Consider the following 15162-nt stretch of genomic DNA (forward strand, 5'->3'; position numbering starts at 1 on the left):
CTTTATTTAATCAAAAAAGCATATGTTCTAATACATATGCTCCATTATATTTCTAAACAGATTATATCATATGACCCTAAGACAGCAAAGGCTTCTTCAATGATTCTTTACTTTCTTTTAGAATGTTTCCCTAATCTTTTTTTCATTTGTTCCCGCCTGAATTCCTTATTTCCAAAAAGTCTTAGTACATACATCAACGGTTGATGATTTTCCCCTACTAACCCAATCATTTCTATAAATAATTCTAAGCCGATTAGAGAAAACACAATCAATAATATCGAAGCAATATTACTTGCATAGCTAAATAACAATGCTACAAAAGAAAAGACGAGAGCCAATGCATAAATCGTCATAACAGCTCCTTTATGTGTAAAGCCTAAAGAAAGCAGTCGATGATGCAAATGCATTTTATCAGCAGAAGAAATTGGTCGTTTGTTCATTAGTCGGCGAATAATAGCGTAGACTGTATCTGTAATCGGAACACCTAGTATTAGCATTGGCGTAAAAAATGTAATAAATGTTGCATTTTTCAATCCTTGTAGAGACATAACAGAAATCATGAATCCTAAGAATAAAGCCCCAGTATCTCCAAGAAATATTTTAGCTGGATAAAAATTATAGGGAAAAAAACCAGCAATACTTGCCACTAAAACAAAAATCACGATTGGGATATAAATCGTTTTAGCATGTAAGAAAAAATAACCTACAATACCAATCGTTGTCAGACTAATCATCGAAACACCTGAAGCTAAGCCATCCAATCCATCAATCAAATTCACGGCATTGGTAATCCCTAATATCCAAAGTAACGTAATTGGTAAACTAAACCAACGTAAATCAATTTGCCCAAAAAAAGGAAGGGTTACAAAATCGACGCGAATCTCTGCAACAAAATAGATCACTAAAGCTCCCAACAGAATCCCTAGCGTTTTTTTCTTAGGTGACAACTCTTTTATATCGTCAATTAGACCTGTCAAAACAACAATACCGCTTCCTAAAATAATAGGCCATATGTAACTAGTCGGTATAATAAACTGGAATAAGAATAGACTAGAAAAAGAGAAGACACTGAAAATTGCCAAACCTCCAGCTGTTGGCATATTTTTGGTATTGATTCGTCTTTCTCCTGGGGCGTCGTAAGCTCCAATTCGAAAAGCAAGCAATTTAACTATCGGTGTAACTATAAGAGACAGAATAAACGTCAAAAATAGACGAATGAACACCTCAAAAACTAAATTGGACATAAAGGTACCCACTTTCTTAATATACATCGTACATTATACCTAAACAAAGTAGAAATACAAGTTTATATACTAATGTTGCTACCAAAAATCGCTAAAAAATGGCTTACGTCTTTAATATGGGCGCAACAGTTTAAATAACTGATTACAAATCATTACTTGTTTCTTCTCCATTTTGTTAACATTTCCTGTCGCTTTTGAATCTTAGACTCAGAAAAATACTCTTCTAACACAGCATTGATAATGCCACCTAAAATCATAATCGTTGCCGCAAAGTTCAACCATAACATTAAAACAATAAAGCTCCCTATAATTTGATAACTGGCCAATTTAGAGCTAAAAAACCTTAAATATAGTCCAAAAACTTGCGATAGCAACATCCACCCAGCTGTAGTAAAAATTGCTCCTGGCAAAATAGATCGTATTGACAACTTAGCATTTGGGACAACTAAAAAGATTACACTCATAATTACGAATAAACCAATAGAAGTGACCGGCCACTTCAGTGTTTGGAAAGTATCTACAAAATTAAGGTTAAAATGAAAAATCGGCTGTAAAAATTCTACGATGTTTTGACCTAAACCTAGAATCGCAATTACTCCAACAATTGCTAGTAAAAACAGAACAATAACAATTAACGACACAATTCTTACAACAATAAAATTCTTTCGTTGCTCCACTCCAAAAGCTTTATTCATGGCAGTCTGCATTGCATTAATACTTTGGCTAGCACTCCACAAAGCAGCTAAAGCAGAAATTGAAAGTAAACCACTTGACTTTTGAGTCAGCACTGATTTTATAGCGGGTTCCAAATCATTAAAAATTGCTTTGGGGATAATTTCAGCAATGTAAGGTAGTACATCGTCCGGATTAATATTTAAATAAGGTAAAATATTGCCGACTGCTATGAGTAAAGGAAATAAGGACAAAAGTAAGTAATAGGCCACAACAACAGACGTATTCCCTATTTCGGAATCAATCATTCTAGCCTGTGTTGTATTAATAAAACGCATCAGTTTCCCATTCTCTTTTACCTTGTCAAATAACTTCATTAAAAAATTCCCCTTGTTTGTTGGTCTAATAAGTCAACTCTTCTCCTTGAGAAGTTAAAATTTTCGGACCTTCTTTAGTAATAGCCAATGTGTGTTCAAATTGACAGCTTAATCCACCATCTAATGTGTAGGCTGTCCAACCATTAGGATCCATTTTCATACGCCATGTTCCTGTGTTAACCATCGGTTCAATAGTAATAACCATGCCTTCTTTTAAACGAAGGCCTTTTCCAGCCTCACCATAATGAGGAATCGCTGGACTTTCGTGAATTGTTGGACCAATCCCATGGCCAACAAAATCTCTTACTACAGAAAGTCCTTCCCCTTCAACATACGTTTGAATCGCATGACCTATATCGCCAATTCTATTGCCAACTTGCGCTTGTTCAATCCCTAAATACAAGGCTTTTTTTGTAACTGCCATTAAGTAATCAATTTCTGGGGTTGATTTTCCAACGACGTATGCCCAACAAGAATCTGAAACCGCACCTTTTAAATCAATGCACATATCAACTTTAATCAAATCTCCATCTTTTAATACTGTCTTCCTTGGAAACCCGTGACAAATTTCGTCATTCACGCTACAACAAGTAGCATACTTATACCCTTCAAAACCTACTTGTGCTGCTATTCCACCATGACTCTCTATAAAATTTCTAACAAATTCTTCAACATCCCAGCTAGTAATTCCTGGTTTAATAAAAGAACGCAAATGTCTATGAACATCTGCTAATAATTCGCCGGATTCATCCATCATTTCTATTTCTCTTGGTGATTTCAATGTAATCATTAATTTATCGTCTCCTAAAAGTCTTTATATACAAAGTTCATTCTAACATATTTTACAAAAAAAATATTGTAAAGTATTTGTAATTTATTATCCATGAAAAAACCATCAATTTATGTTACAATGTTAGTCATGTTTAAGGGGGAATCCAATATTGATATTCACATTATTTTGTACTTTCATATTAATTTTCACAATTACTTTACTTTTTAGAAACTTGTCATTTATTTATGACAATACTAAAAGCTTAATAATAGATACTCTGAGCACTACTCTTTTTTCAATGATGTTTTCGCTATTTGTATACACTTTTATTCTAAACAAAAGTGTTGAGTTCATAAGCTCACTAACACGCTCTACATATATTTTAGTAAATATCTTTTTTTGTATCTTCTTTCTGTTGTTTAGTGGCTACTTGCACTCTGGTTATTTAAAGAAACATGTACTGATTAGTAGGAGAAAGAGACAATTTGCAAGAAGAATACTTGTGTCTTTCATAATTTTTAGTTCGATACTTTTTATTTCTTTATTAACTTATACCAGTTCTGTATGGTTGGTTAACACTTTTGGTAAGGTTACTATTGATCAGTTACTATTTAGCATCCAAACACTTAATGGGTCCAGCTCTCAACAAGTTTTCGACTATATAAATGGACCTTTGATTACTTCAGCTTTTATTACTTATCTTTCTATAAAAATATTTTTTTTCTTAAATTATAACAACGTAAAATTTACTTTTTTAAAGAATAAAAGTAAAGCAAATCAGATAAACAAATTCCTTTTACCTATTTTCAGTATCGTTATTTTTTTCTGTTCTTTATTTCTAAGTATAAATCAAGTTGGTTTTGCCCAAATAAAACTTTATTTTACTTCTTCTGAGTTAATTAAAAATGAGTATGTTAGCTCGGATTCATCTAACTTAACTTTTAAAGATACAAAACGCAACTTAATTTACATTTTTGTTGAATCCCTTGAAACAAGCTATGTAGACAAAAATTCTGGTGGTGCTCAAAAAAATAACCTTTTAAAAGAATTGACAAGCCTAATTGGGGATGATGCAATCAATTTTTCAAATAATGATAAAATTGGGGGCGCATTACAAATTCCCGGAACAGAATATACAGCAGCTGGTATTGTAGCCCAAACTTCTGGTATGCCTTTAAAAGCACCTCAGCAGTTAGCTGATCAAACGGATCTAGGCGCTAACAGTTTTGGGATGGATGAATCCTTTAATACTGGAAAATCAGCTTTTCTGCCGGGTTTGACAACCCTTGGAGACATTCTTCAAAAGAATGACTACAAACAAACATTTATTATGGGATCAGATGCTACATTTGGCGGCAGACGTGCCTACCTATCACAACATGGTAATTATGAAATTATTGATTATTATGAAGCAAGAGATCGAAACTATTTTCCAAAAGATTATATTACTTGGTGGGGATTTGAGGATAAAAAACTTTTTTCTATAGCAAAAGAGCAAGCAAGCTTGCTATCCAGTGAAAACAAACCCTTTAATTTATCATTATTAACCGCAGATACCCATTTTCCTGATGGATACCTTGACAGTGAAACTCCAAACATTTATGACGATCAATACTCAAATGTAATTGCACATTCAAGCAAACAAATTGCTGATTTTGTCAATTGGTGCAAGAAACAGCCATTCTATGAGAATACAACAATTGTAATATCCGGTGATCATTTAACAATGGATCAGAAATTCGTCTCTAGTTTACCTGAAGATTACGAGCGAACTGTTTTCAATTTATTTATAAACGCACCCATCAAACCTGTAAATAGCAAAAATAGACAATTTGCTACAATTGATCTTTTCCCAACCACACTAGCTAGCTTAGGTGTTGAAATTAAAGATAATCGTTTAGGGATAGGTACAAATTTGTTTTCTAGTAAGAAAACTGTCATTGAAAAATATTCGGTAGAAGCAGTTAGAGAAGAATTAGCCAAGCAATCAAAATTCTATACGGATACTATTTTGAAACCAAAAGAAAAGGGTGTAACTTATACAAATAAAAAGAATACCAGTGAAAGTACTGCTCCAGCAACAACAGAATCCCAGAATTCCTCTAGTTCATTTTCTGAATCTCACTCAGTTGAACTGCCTCAATCTTCTTCAATAGGCGGGGTAAGCATAGGTAACGAAGAGGAAATACCTGAATTTGAACAGTAGAGTAGAATTTTTCTAATTTACATTAAGAACTGACTTCTGATATAATCAATCTTGTAGGATTTTAAAAGGAGGAACTAAAATGACCTTAGCTAAAATTGTTTATGCAAGTATGACAGGAAATACAGAGGAAATTGCAGATATTGTTGCCGAAGCATTAGAAAACTTAGATATCGAAGTTGAAATCAATGAATGTACGCAAGTTGAAGCCGAAGACTTTAATGATGCAGATATATGCGTTGTAGCAACTTATACTTACGGCGATGGAGAACTACCAGATGAAATTGTTGATTTCCATGAAGAATTAGAAGAAATTGATTTGACTGGTAAAGTTTTTGGAGTTTGTGGCTCTGGGGATACATTTTACGATGATTTTTGTCAGTCAGTTGATGATTTTGAATCAGTGTTTACTAAAATCGGTGCAACAAAAGGTGCTGATTCTGTCAAAGTTGATTTAGCAGCTGAAGAAGAAGACATTCAAAAATTAGAAGCTTTTGCAAAAAAACTAGCGGAAGCTGCAAAATAAAAAAACTGACGCTCAAAAATGAGTGTCAGCTTTTTTTATTTTTACATCCAATTACTTATTTCAATTGGGTCTTCACGTTCTAATATAGTTTCAATGCTTTCTTCCATTAAACGAATAATCTGCTCATCTGTCGGACAAATAATTCCCGACGTCATCAAAGCTGCAACTCCTGTCGCAACAATCCAAGTTCCCATGTGCAAGGAAGCAATTTCAACTTCACTTAACTCAGAATACTCGTTATCTCCTTTTACCGCATTGGAAAAATAGTCATAAGAAAAACTTTGCATTCTTTTTCCGCCACCATACTCTTCTAAGTATAATGCTCGATAAAGTTTATTCTCATTTTTAGCAAAATGAATATAGTTTAATGCCAAATCAATAATTGTATTCCCTGTATGTTTTACTGGAAACACATCTGTTGCTAAATAACTGTGTATTTTTTCAAATAACTCTTCTTTTAGATCATCCATATTCTTAAACTCTAAATAAATGGGTTGCGTGGAACATTTCATCTTGGTAGCAATGTTGCGTGCAGTAAATTTAGAAAATCCCTCTGTGGCTACTACTTCGTAAGCAGCATTTAAAATCTGCTCTTTAGTAATCGTTTTTTTTCTGGCCATACTTCTCAATCCCCTTTACCTATCCTTTACAACGCTTCCATACCTACAATTATTGTAACACGATTTATAAGTTCTGCAAAATACTTCTCTCTTTTCTGTTATTATTCTTAATATTTATTCATTGTATTTACTACCTATTCTTCCACTCCCTGCAATCTTTAATTGTTTGAGTTCAATACCATGAAGTGTTATGATATGAATGATTATCATGTAAAATAGGAGGCTTTTCTGTGAATAACTTTGAAGAAAATTTACAAAAATACGCAAAATTGATTGTTGAAATTGGAATTAATGTCCAAAAAGGGCAAACGGTCGTCTTACAAATTAATGTTGACCAAGCACCATTAGCCCGTTTGATTACAAAAGAAGCTTATAAAATGGGTGCTGCAGAAGTTCTTATTCAATGGGGAGATGACATTGTCCAAAAAGATTTTTTGACTTTTGCTGCAAACGATCGATTAGAAAATATTCCTCAGTATAAAATTGATCAAACAGACGACTGGATAAAGAAAGAGGCGAGTCGCATCAGTATTGTTTCATCTAACCCTGATGCTCTGTCTGGAGTAGATGCAAAAAGAGTCGCTACTTTCCAGTCGGCTAATGGAAAAGCCATGATGAATTTAAGAAAAGTAACGCAGGCAAATAAAATAAGTTGGCTAGTCGCTGCAGCTGCCGGAAAAGAATGGGCTGCCAAAGTTTTTCCAAGCTTACAAACAGAGGAAGAACAAGTGGCTGCATTATGGGATCAAATTTTTAAAGCCAGTAGAGTTTACGATGAACAGCCTGTGGAAACTTGGAAAGCGCATGATTTTAAATTAACGAATAAAGCAGCGGAACTTAACCAAGAACAGTTTACTGCTCTTCACTACACAGCTCCTGGGACTGATTTAATTGTAGGCCTTCCAAAAAATCATATCTGGGAAGGACCAGGAAGCATTAATGCTCGAGGAGAAAGGTTTATCGCTAACATGCCTACTGAAGAAATATTTACTGCACCAGATGCACGAAATGTAAACGGCCATGTTTCTAGTACAAAACCATTAAGTTACGCTGGAACAACTATTTCTGGAATGACTTTCACTTTCAAAAATGGTAGAGTAATTGATTTTTCTGCAGAACAAGGAGAAGAGGTTTTAGCAAACCTTCTTGATACAGACGAAGGAGCAAGACACATTGGTGAAGTTGCTTTAGTTCCAGACCCTTCCCCTATTTCCCAGTCAGGTATTACTTTTTATAATACTTTATTTGATGAAAATGCTTCGAATCATTTAGCTTTAGGTTCTGCTTATGCTTTTAATCTCAAAGATGGAATTGAAATGAGTGAGGAAGAATTGGAGAATGCTGGACTAAATAGAAGCCAAACGCATGTTGATTTTATGATTGGCTCAGATAAAATGGCTATTGATGGTATCAAAGAAGATGGCTCTATTGTCCCTCTATTTAGAAATGGTGACTGGGTTTAGTTTTTCCTAGTATTCATAATAGAATTGATTACGTTCAGTGACAGAAAAATCAAAATATGATTTTTTCTGTCACTGAACTTTTTTATAAAAAAACTTGAATTGATTATTTTATATGTAAAATCAGACTTTAGGATACTTTTATTAACATTTTAGAACTATTAAAAAACCCAAAAGCGGTATCTAATAAAACCATCAGTTTTCTGGACCCATTGTTAAACCTGTCATATTAAGACAAATAGCTGCTAATTCCCTCGGTGTTTCCTTGCCGCCTCCTTTAATCCAAGCATATAAAATTGACCAAAAAGTCCCCGCAACATATGCATTTACATATTTAGAAGTAATACTGTCCAATTTTTTTAATTCGATATATTGCTCATTAATTAACGGAACAAATTCTTCATACTGTTCATACATATAAAACATTAATTTATGACGATACATTAACTCTAAAAAAGAGCGATGCCTCATCCAAAAAGCAAAATAATTCTCGATAAGTTCTCCCATATCTATCGAAAAATAGTTCCTTACTAGTGCCTTATATTCTGTCATAAGTTTCTCAATATATTTTTTTAGCACTTCCTCTTTACTCTTGAAATAACGATAAAATGTTTTTCTTCCAATCGCTGCCTCTTGAGAAATTTGGGTTACAGTGATTAAACTATAGTCATCTATTTTCATTACAGATAATAGCCCTTCATAGATTCTATCCTTCATATCCATCCATCTTGCTCCTTTCTCACGACACACTTTTTAGTAATCTGTTTCATTCTCTACTATTTCATTGACTAAGAAAGAAATCAACTGATACTATCTATTAATGATACACATACGAAAAAGAAAGTAGGTCGATTTCCTTTTGCTAAAAAAAACTATAGATTTTGGTGAGTACATTAAATTAAATAACGATACTCAATATATTCATGTCTTATCTAAAAACCCAGAAAACCCAATTCTTATTTATTTGCATGGCGGTCCTGGGGATGCAGCATTACCCCTAGTAAAAAAATTTAATTATGAATTGAGTATTGACTATACTCTAATTATTTGGGAACAAAGGGGAGCTGGAAAGTCTTATTCTCCCTTCAAAAAAAGAAAAAAGCCTATTACTATTGATGTATTTATCAAAGACTTAAAATCACTAATTGACTATTTACTTATAAAATTCAATAAAGAAAAAGTCTATCTTTTAGGTCATTCTTGGGGAACATTAATTGGAACAAAATTTATTCTGGAATTCCCAGAACTGGTCTATAAATATATTGGATGCGGGCAAATTACGAATCCCAGTAATATGTTTGAAGCGGCTAAAGACTTTGTTATAGACTATTCAACTAACGAAAAGATAATAAAAAAAGTTGCTCCTATAAATACCAACTTCTCCCAAAATAATTGGCACCAAGAGTTAATGTACTTAATGAAATACGTTATTAAATATCAAGGGTCTCTTTACAATAAATCCAGTTACATTTCTCTATACCCATATTTCGTTTTTTCTAAAGATTATAGTTTAAAAGATTGTTTCTATCGATTAAAAGGATCTCAGCAGTCAATCGACTATCTTTGGCAAGAAGTGTGTCAAACAAATCTTGAATCCTTTACATCTTTTAATGTGCCAATTGTATTCATTGAAGGAGAATATGACTATCATTGTTCTTCAAAATTAGCTTTTGATTACTACAAAACAATAACTAGTAAAAAAGACTGGTACACCATTGAGAATACAGCTCATTTTCCACAATGGTCAAAGCCAAAACAGTTTAACAAGATTGTTCGCTCTCTAAAAGAAGGGAGTATCTAAGAGAATGCATATTAATTTCATCTCGTGATAAAAATATATACAATATAAAAAGCCATAAACACTTAAGAATAAGGGTTTATAGCTGAATTTCTATGGCACCCCCGACCAGAATCGAACTGATAACTAGCCCTTAGGAGGGGCTTGTTATATCCATTTAACTACGAGGGCATCTTATATTCTTATCAATACTGATGGATAATTCTACAGAAAAAAATCGACACTCACTCGATTAGTTTTCTAGCACATACTATTACATTCTAAAAGTCTTTGTTTCCGATGTCAATGATAAATGAGAAAAGAAGCTCATCTAGCCAAACTAACCTTCTTATCAAGTCAAAGCAGATAATTAGTAATGTTCAATTCCTCATGATACTATTTAGCTATACCATTTTGGTAAATAAATCATTAAGGAGCTAGTTTTCATGGAAAATAAGACCAAAGAAAAAATTTTTGCTGAGAGACAAGACTATTACAAACAGGAAAAAGAACAAATTTTTAGAGAAGCTTTAGCTCAAAGATCTGATGAAAACACAGGAGAAACTGAGCTGGATGAAGAAGAATAGCAATCATTTTTAAAAGAGCTAAATGAGTCATTAGTAAAAACTCATTTAGCTTTTTTTGACTTGTCATTCTAAAAGTGATCTTCTAAGATAGGCTTTCCTTTAGGAATTCTTCCTCCAAAAGAGTAGACCAATTCTTCTATTCCTAAAAGCTTATCTTGAAAATAGAGTTCGTTAGTCGATTGATAGCCCATAAATAATTGAGTCCAGCTTTGGATTGACCCACTTACTATGTTTTTATTGTAGCTTGAGATGTTTGCTTCTGTAGTTATTTTCTTGACACTCGCTTGACCGGCCTCATCTATATTAACTTCCCACTTGCCATCATTCCAAAAACCATAGTCATCCTTTATTTCTAAATAATAAACTTCCTGCTTTCCTTTTAAAAATGGATAACTTTTTAGAAAGATCGAAAAATCAATGATTCTCGCCATCATGTCAGGCTTTATCTCCATTTTAATTGTTGGCGCAGGGAATAAATAACTTAAATTTTTTCCATCAAAACCGGTTTCATAATAGAACTTACTTGAAGAACTAACATGTGAACCAACAAATTTTGAAAATGCTTGAAAAGCGTTTTTAGTTAAATATGCCCACTCCTTAATCGTGAATAACTCAGCACTAGACTGGTAGATAAGATAACCTTCTACTTCACTTTTTGCATTCTCGTAAATAGCAAACTGGTAAGAGATATCTGTTAAAGAAAAAGCATAATCTAGCCACCACACCTCTCTAATAAGTGCTCCACGTTGATATTTATTGAGTTTTGGATAAATAACTTGTATGGTTTCCTTTGCTTTTTCCCACGATACCCGTCGAACAGTTCCAGATACTGAAGTGGCTGCTGGCCAATTTTCTGCTTGAATCGTGTACTTTATCCTTTCAAAGGTTTGTTCAAAACCATATTTTCTGTAAAAAGGATAAGAAAATGGCGCTAAATAAGCTAATGAAACCTCTTGTTCTGCTAAATCTTTTAATAGTACTTTCATGATTGAAGAGACGCAACCATCTCCTCTGTACTCAGGGTAAGAAGAGACACAGCCAATGCCAGCCATTTTATATTTTACACCATGAAAATTTATTTTAAATGACGTAGAAATCAACTGACTTACTAATTCGTCATTCTTAAAACAACCATAACTCATTGAGTGTTGAATAATCTCTTCAAAACGGTGCTTTCTTTTTTCTGTTGCTTCAACATTAAAGGCATATGAAGCCAATGCAAACATTTCATTCACTCTATCTAGACCTATCTGTCTTACATCTTTGTCCATCTCTTCACCTCAATTTTTCTAATAGACTTTATTTCCTATATTCTACTACAACTAAAGAAAAAACGTTACTTTCTAAAAAAAATTAATGACAAAAAAAGAGCACTCTTGTGCTCTTATATTAGTACATCGTTGAATTTGCTCTTAATAAAATGTCCTATCATGCTAAATAATAGTTTAGCAAGAAAGCTTCACACTCCACATTGAAGCTTTTTAAACGAAGACCTGTCTCTTATGTTCGAATTACTGTGACTAATAAAGGGTATCACAGATAGCACTGGGGAAGTGAACAACACAGTGAGACAAGTTTCGCCTTTAAGCATTAAGTTTCACATGTAAAAAGCATTTAATAAGATTTTTCTATGTTTTTTAGCATCTGTTTGAATTGACGCTTTTTAAAATAACCCAAAATGATTCCTAAAACAGCATCATTTAATTTTTGTAGAATACCAAATGACTCCATTTTTTCCTGATAACGAATCTCACAAGATTGATCATCAATCGGAATAATATCATATTGCACCTTAAAATCATTTTTAGTTGTTGATGTACGGAAATGGTAGGATGAATTTTCGACAATTTTTTCAACTTTTATTTTAGCACGGCTATTTTTTGAAAAGTTTTTTACGTACTCGAATTGATCCAATTGATTTTTCGTTAAGCTTTTTCCAGTATGTTTACGAATATCAAATAGAACTGAATCAATAATTTTTCTGTAAAAAAATGGAGCTGGAATATTTAATTTCTCAGTGATTTCCATTATTTTTTCACCTCATTATTCTTTTTTTGATTCTCTTCCTTTTTCTTGCCTTTGAAAAAGAAATATCCGCCGACAACAACTAGAAAAATTCCTGTAGTCATACTTAACAAATCATATTTCATCGATGTTGGATTTAGAGCATACAAAATGATGATTAGCCCTATACTACATAAAAATAAGCCATTTTTTATCATTATTCTTCCATCCTGTTCTTACGCTCAAACGATGGTTACTTGTACCATTAATACACTACCCCAAGGCTGAGTTTTAATTAATTCTTTGACCTTTTTAACTACTGCTTCATTTTCAACTGACGCTTCAAAGAGCATTTTTATTCCTTGTTTTTCCTTAAATGTAAATTGGACATCCTCTTCTTTATAATCCTGCAATAATTGTTTGATTGCATCTTGTTGCATAGGACTAATAATTGAAAGCATTTTTGTATCTTGCTCCTTTCTATTCTATTTTAACATATTTTCAAAAACAGTTGCTTTCACTTCATGTGAAAGCAACTGTAAAAGGTTCTACTCTTCCACTTCACCTAAATTTGGATCCATTTTGTTAGCTGCAAGAACAAACGGTGTCCAGATTAAGAAGGTTGCGACCATACATACTAATGTAACAATTGGTGCACGCCAGTCTGCCCCTGTTGCTAAGAATGATAATAACATTGGCGGAACAACCCAAGTAACTTGTTGAGAAACTGGAGCGACAAGTCCAAAATAAGTTGCTAACCAGCCGATAGATACTGCCACTACTGGCGCAATAATAAATGGAATAAACATAATAGCATTTAATACTACTGGTAAACCGAACATGATTGGTTCATTAATGTTAAAGATACCAGGGCCTAATGATAATTTTCCGACAGTTAGATAGTCTGCACGTTTAGAAAATAGGATAATGGCTAAGATTAAAACAATCGTTCCACCTGAACCACCAAACATAGCAAAGGCATCAAATGAACCACGTACCCACATATAAGCTTTTCCATCTTTGATAGCTTCTAATACACCTGGAGTACCTGTTAATCCGTTATAACCTTTTTCAAAGATATTAACGTTGATTAATTGAGCTTGTCCCCAAATTCCTTCATAAACAGGAGCTAATACGTTCATTCCGTGAATACCAAAGAACCAGAAAATTTGTGTAAAGATTGTTACAATAATAACTGCTCCAAGACCTTGAGATAATCCTAAGAATGGTTCTGCAATATATTTTTGAACCAAATCAATAATCAATTGGCCTTCTGTTAATTTTCCAACAACGAAATTAAGAATAGCAATAATATACAATGCAATCGTTGCTGGCAAAATTGCAGCAAATGCTTTTGATACTGCTGGCGGAACCGAATCCGGCATTTTGATTGTGATATTTGCCAACATTAACTTACAGAAAATAATAACAGAAATAGCTCCTAAAATCATTACTGTAAAATATGCATTCCCATTTAAATGATTTAAATTCAACCATCCCCAACCACCGGCAGTTAAACCATCAGCAGTTGCTGTCCAACCAGTATCAGCACTAGTTGCATTGATTGTTTTTACTAAAGCTTTAGGTACAGCAGTTTCAAGCGTATTAGAATAAGAAAAAGCAATCCCTTGAACTAAAGTAGCCAAACCGACAATACCACCAGCTAAATCATTTACTCCATAGGCTCTTGCTAAATTATAGCCCCATGAAAAGGCAAAAATTAGTCCTGCAATTGCCAACGTACCGTTCCAAACAAATCCATTAATTCCAATAATAACATTTATAACTGCGAAAATGCCTTTGTCAGCAACTAGGTTGTCGGCATAATCAGCAAAAAATTGTTTCGGTAAATCACGAATAATTGCGTTAATCATTACAGCTACTGAACCTGCCATTGTTGCTGGCATAGTTCCAATAAATGCATCACGTAAAGCCACTAAATGTTTTTGAGCCCCAATTTTAGCAGCTACTGGTAAGATATGTCTTTCCATCCACGCTGTTAATCCATCCATTTTTAATTCCTCCTATAAATAGTTGTTCTTAAAATCAGCTTTTGTCAGAATCCCGTTCAAAGATTTTGACTTAGACCGTTTTCTAATCAGGTATCTTCCTACCTTCAGAAAAGAAAATAAATCCTCTAGTTTGCTTCTAACCTACGATGTAACTCAATAATTTCAATTGCCAAATCTTTAAAAGCGATTGCTGTCATTAAATGATCCTGACTGTGCACAGTTAATAACGTTACTTGAATGTGATTTCCTTGTGCTTCTTGTGTCAACATTCCAGTTTGCGCATGATGAGCTTCTACTAATGACGCCTCAGCATCGGCAATTTTTTGGTCTGCCAGTTCAAAATTCCCTGCTTTAGCGGCTGCAATAGCTTCCATGGCATCACTTTTAGCATTTCCACCGTACATAATTAACCCCATAATTGCTTCTAGGTTTTGTTGTTCTTCCAATATTTCAGCTCTTTTCTCATTTTTTATTTTTAAGGACTATTTGTCCATTAAAGCAATAGCTTGATCTAATACTTTTTCGCCATTCATCAGTCCGTAATCAGACATATTAATTACATCCAAAGGAATCCCTTTAGGTTCTAATTTTTGTTCAAATTGCGCTTTCATAAAGCGAACTTGAGGGCCTAAAAGTAAAACGTTCACATCTTTCGCTTCTAAGTTATTATCAGCATCAGATGCTGATACCGCAAAAATATCTGCTTCCATACCACGTTCTTCAGCCGCTTTTTGCATTTTGGTTACTAATAGACTAGTACTCATTCCTGCAGAACAAACCAACATAATTGTCTTTTTACTCATGTCTTTAATTCCTCCATTTTCATTTTTACTTACACTTTATTATAGAGCAAGAATCGTGCCAAAACATGTATAGACCAAACATGCTTGGTTGCAGCTTTGGTCTAT

General features: G+C 33.5%; 17 protein-coding genes and 1 tRNA gene. 5 read left to right on the plus strand and 13 right to left on the minus strand.

What is annotated here, in order from left to right; all coding sequences use genetic code 11:
• Positions 1 to 107 precede the first annotated feature (107 nt).
• The 3 genes from BCR26_RS11525 to map form a co-directional block, all read right to left on the minus strand.
• Positions 108 to 1244 (minus strand): glycosyltransferase family 4 protein, encoded by a 1137-nt coding sequence (locus BCR26_RS11525; protein WP_069699141.1) that lies wholly within the window; start codon positions 1242 to 1244, stop codon positions 108 to 110.
• Between the two features lie 152 nt (positions 1245 to 1396).
• Positions 1397 to 2293: a YihY/virulence factor BrkB family protein gene (locus tag BCR26_RS11530; protein ID WP_069699142.1), complete on the minus strand. Its 897-nt coding sequence runs from the start codon at positions 2291 to 2293 to the stop codon at positions 1397 to 1399.
• Between the two features lie 25 nt (positions 2294 to 2318).
• Positions 2319 to 3083 carry a type I methionyl aminopeptidase gene (map, locus tag BCR26_RS11535; RefSeq protein WP_069699143.1) on the minus strand — a complete coding sequence of 255 codons (765 nt, stop codon included), beginning with the start codon at positions 3081 to 3083 and terminating at the stop codon, positions 2319 to 2321.
• A 214-nt stretch (positions 3084 to 3297) separates the two neighbouring features.
• Here map and BCR26_RS11540 point away from each other — a divergent pair, with 214 nt between their 5' ends.
• Positions 3298 to 5271, plus strand: a complete 1974-nt coding sequence (locus tag BCR26_RS11540) for an LTA synthase family protein (RefSeq protein WP_139124938.1) — start codon at positions 3298 to 3300, stop codon at positions 5269 to 5271.
• A 79-nt stretch (positions 5272 to 5350) separates the two neighbouring features.
• A complete protein-coding gene (locus BCR26_RS11545; protein ID WP_069699145.1) occupies positions 5351 to 5794 on the plus strand; it encodes a flavodoxin in 444 nt (147 codons plus the stop codon).
• Between the two features lie 41 nt (positions 5795 to 5835).
• On the opposite strand, the gene BCR26_RS11550 is transcribed toward BCR26_RS11545, so the two are convergent.
• A complete protein-coding gene (locus tag BCR26_RS11550) occupies positions 5836 to 6414 on the minus strand; it encodes a TetR/AcrR family transcriptional regulator (protein WP_069699146.1) in 579 nt (192 codons plus the stop codon).
• A 230-nt stretch (positions 6415 to 6644) separates the two neighbouring features.
• On the opposite strand from BCR26_RS11550, the gene BCR26_RS11555 reads away from it, so the two are divergent.
• Positions 6645 to 7877: an aminopeptidase gene (locus BCR26_RS11555; protein WP_245676968.1), complete on the plus strand. Its 1233-nt coding sequence runs from the start codon at positions 6645 to 6647 to the stop codon at positions 7875 to 7877.
• Between the two features lie 192 nt (positions 7878 to 8069).
• Here BCR26_RS11555 and BCR26_RS11560 read toward each other — a convergent pair whose 3' ends face one another.
• On the minus strand, positions 8070 to 8597 hold the full coding sequence (locus tag BCR26_RS11560) for a TetR/AcrR family transcriptional regulator (RefSeq protein WP_069699148.1): 528 nt from the start codon (positions 8595 to 8597) through the stop codon (positions 8070 to 8072).
• A gap of 136 nt (positions 8598 to 8733) precedes the next feature.
• Here BCR26_RS11560 and BCR26_RS11565 point away from each other — a divergent pair, with 136 nt between their 5' ends.
• Positions 8734 to 9675, plus strand: a complete 942-nt coding sequence (locus BCR26_RS11565; RefSeq protein WP_245341836.1) for an alpha/beta fold hydrolase — start codon at positions 8734 to 8736, stop codon at positions 9673 to 9675.
• A gap of 93 nt (positions 9676 to 9768) precedes the next feature.
• Here BCR26_RS11565 and BCR26_RS11570 read toward each other — a convergent pair.
• Positions 9769 to 9843 (minus strand) — tRNA-Arg (locus BCR26_RS11570).
• A 254-nt stretch (positions 9844 to 10097) separates the two neighbouring features.
• Between BCR26_RS11570 and BCR26_RS18555 the strand changes: the two genes are divergently transcribed.
• Positions 10098 to 10238 (plus strand): hypothetical protein, encoded by a 141-nt coding sequence (locus tag BCR26_RS18555; RefSeq protein WP_169818887.1) that lies wholly within the window; start codon positions 10098 to 10100, stop codon positions 10236 to 10238.
• A 68-nt stretch (positions 10239 to 10306) separates the two neighbouring features.
• Here BCR26_RS18555 and BCR26_RS11575 read toward each other — a convergent pair whose 3' ends face one another.
• The 7 genes from BCR26_RS11575 to BCR26_RS11605 all read right to left on the minus strand — a co-directional run bounded on the left by BCR26_RS11575 (position 10307) and on the right by BCR26_RS11605 (position 15057).
• Positions 10307 to 11509: a GNAT family N-acetyltransferase gene (locus BCR26_RS11575; protein ID WP_069699149.1), complete on the minus strand. Its 1203-nt coding sequence runs from the start codon at positions 11507 to 11509 to the stop codon at positions 10307 to 10309.
• Between the two features lie 343 nt (positions 11510 to 11852).
• Positions 11853 to 12266 carry a DUF3284 domain-containing protein gene (locus BCR26_RS11580; RefSeq protein WP_069699150.1) on the minus strand — a complete coding sequence of 138 codons (414 nt, stop codon included), beginning with the start codon at positions 12264 to 12266 and terminating at the stop codon, positions 11853 to 11855.
• Positions 12266 to 12460 (minus strand): DUF3188 domain-containing protein, encoded by a 195-nt coding sequence (locus BCR26_RS11585; protein WP_069699151.1) that lies wholly within the window; start codon positions 12458 to 12460, stop codon positions 12266 to 12268. The genes BCR26_RS11580 and BCR26_RS11585 overlap by 1 nt, the downstream gene beginning before the upstream one ends.
• Positions 12461 to 12484: 24 nt before the next feature.
• Complete coding sequence (locus tag BCR26_RS11590) at positions 12485 to 12703, minus strand: hypothetical protein (protein ID WP_069699152.1); 219 nt, start codon at positions 12701 to 12703, stop codon at positions 12485 to 12487.
• 87 nt (positions 12704 to 12790) lie between these two features.
• A complete protein-coding gene (locus BCR26_RS11595; protein ID WP_069699153.1) occupies positions 12791 to 14254 on the minus strand; it encodes a PTS sugar transporter subunit IIC in 1464 nt (487 codons plus the stop codon).
• A 125-nt stretch (positions 14255 to 14379) separates the two neighbouring features.
• Positions 14380 to 14700, minus strand: a complete 321-nt coding sequence (locus BCR26_RS11600) for a PTS lactose/cellobiose transporter subunit IIA (RefSeq protein ID WP_275950757.1) — start codon at positions 14698 to 14700, stop codon at positions 14380 to 14382.
• Between the two features lie 36 nt (positions 14701 to 14736).
• Positions 14737 to 15057: a PTS sugar transporter subunit IIB gene (locus tag BCR26_RS11605; RefSeq protein WP_069699154.1), complete on the minus strand. Its 321-nt coding sequence runs from the start codon at positions 15055 to 15057 to the stop codon at positions 14737 to 14739.
• Between the last annotated feature and the right edge of the window lie 105 nt (positions 15058 to 15162).

Origin of the sequence: Enterococcus rivorum (assembly GCF_001742285.1) — a bacterium.
Taxonomy (GTDB): domain Bacteria; phylum Bacillota; class Bacilli; order Lactobacillales; family Enterococcaceae; genus Enterococcus_L; species Enterococcus_L rivorum.

What these genes read in the sequence shown, in the direction of transcription:
- BCR26_RS11525 (WP_069699141.1), bottom strand. Translation starts at nt 1,244, where the DNA reads ATGTCCAATTTAGTTTTTGAGGTGTTCATTCGTCTATTTTTGACGTTT.
- BCR26_RS11530 (WP_069699142.1), bottom strand. Translation starts at nt 2,293, where the DNA reads ATGAAGTTATTTGACAAGGTAAAAGAGAATGGGAAACTGATGCGTTTT.
- map (WP_069699143.1), bottom strand. Translation starts at nt 3,083, where the DNA reads ATGATTACATTGAAATCACCAAGAGAAATAGAAATGATGGATGAATCC.
- BCR26_RS11545 (WP_069699145.1), top strand. Translation starts at nt 5,351, where the DNA reads ATGACCTTAGCTAAAATTGTTTATGCAAGTATGACAGGAAATACAGAG.
- BCR26_RS11550 (WP_069699146.1), bottom strand. Translation starts at nt 6,414, where the DNA reads ATGGCCAGAAAAAAAACGATTACTAAAGAGCAGATTTTAAATGCTGCT.
- BCR26_RS11560 (WP_069699148.1), bottom strand. Translation starts at nt 8,597, where the DNA reads ATGGATATGAAGGATAGAATCTATGAAGGGCTATTATCTGTAATGAAA.
- BCR26_RS18555 (WP_169818887.1), top strand. Translation starts at nt 10,098, where the DNA reads ATGGAAAATAAGACCAAAGAAAAAATTTTTGCTGAGAGACAAGACTAT.
- BCR26_RS11575 (WP_069699149.1), bottom strand. Translation starts at nt 11,509, where the DNA reads ATGGACAAAGATGTAAGACAGATAGGTCTAGATAGAGTGAATGAAATG.
- BCR26_RS11580 (WP_069699150.1), bottom strand. Translation starts at nt 12,266, where the DNA reads ATGGAAATCACTGAGAAATTAAATATTCCAGCTCCATTTTTTTACAGA.
- BCR26_RS11585 (WP_069699151.1), bottom strand. Translation starts at nt 12,460, where the DNA reads ATGATAAAAAATGGCTTATTTTTATGTAGTATAGGGCTAATCATCATT.
- BCR26_RS11590 (WP_069699152.1), bottom strand. Translation starts at nt 12,703, where the DNA reads ATGCTTTCAATTATTAGTCCTATGCAACAAGATGCAATCAAACAATTA.
- BCR26_RS11595 (WP_069699153.1), bottom strand. Translation starts at nt 14,254, where the DNA reads ATGGATGGATTAACAGCGTGGATGGAAAGACATATCTTACCAGTAGCT.
- BCR26_RS11605 (WP_069699154.1), bottom strand. Translation starts at nt 15,057, where the DNA reads ATGAGTAAAAAGACAATTATGTTGGTTTGTTCTGCAGGAATGAGTACT.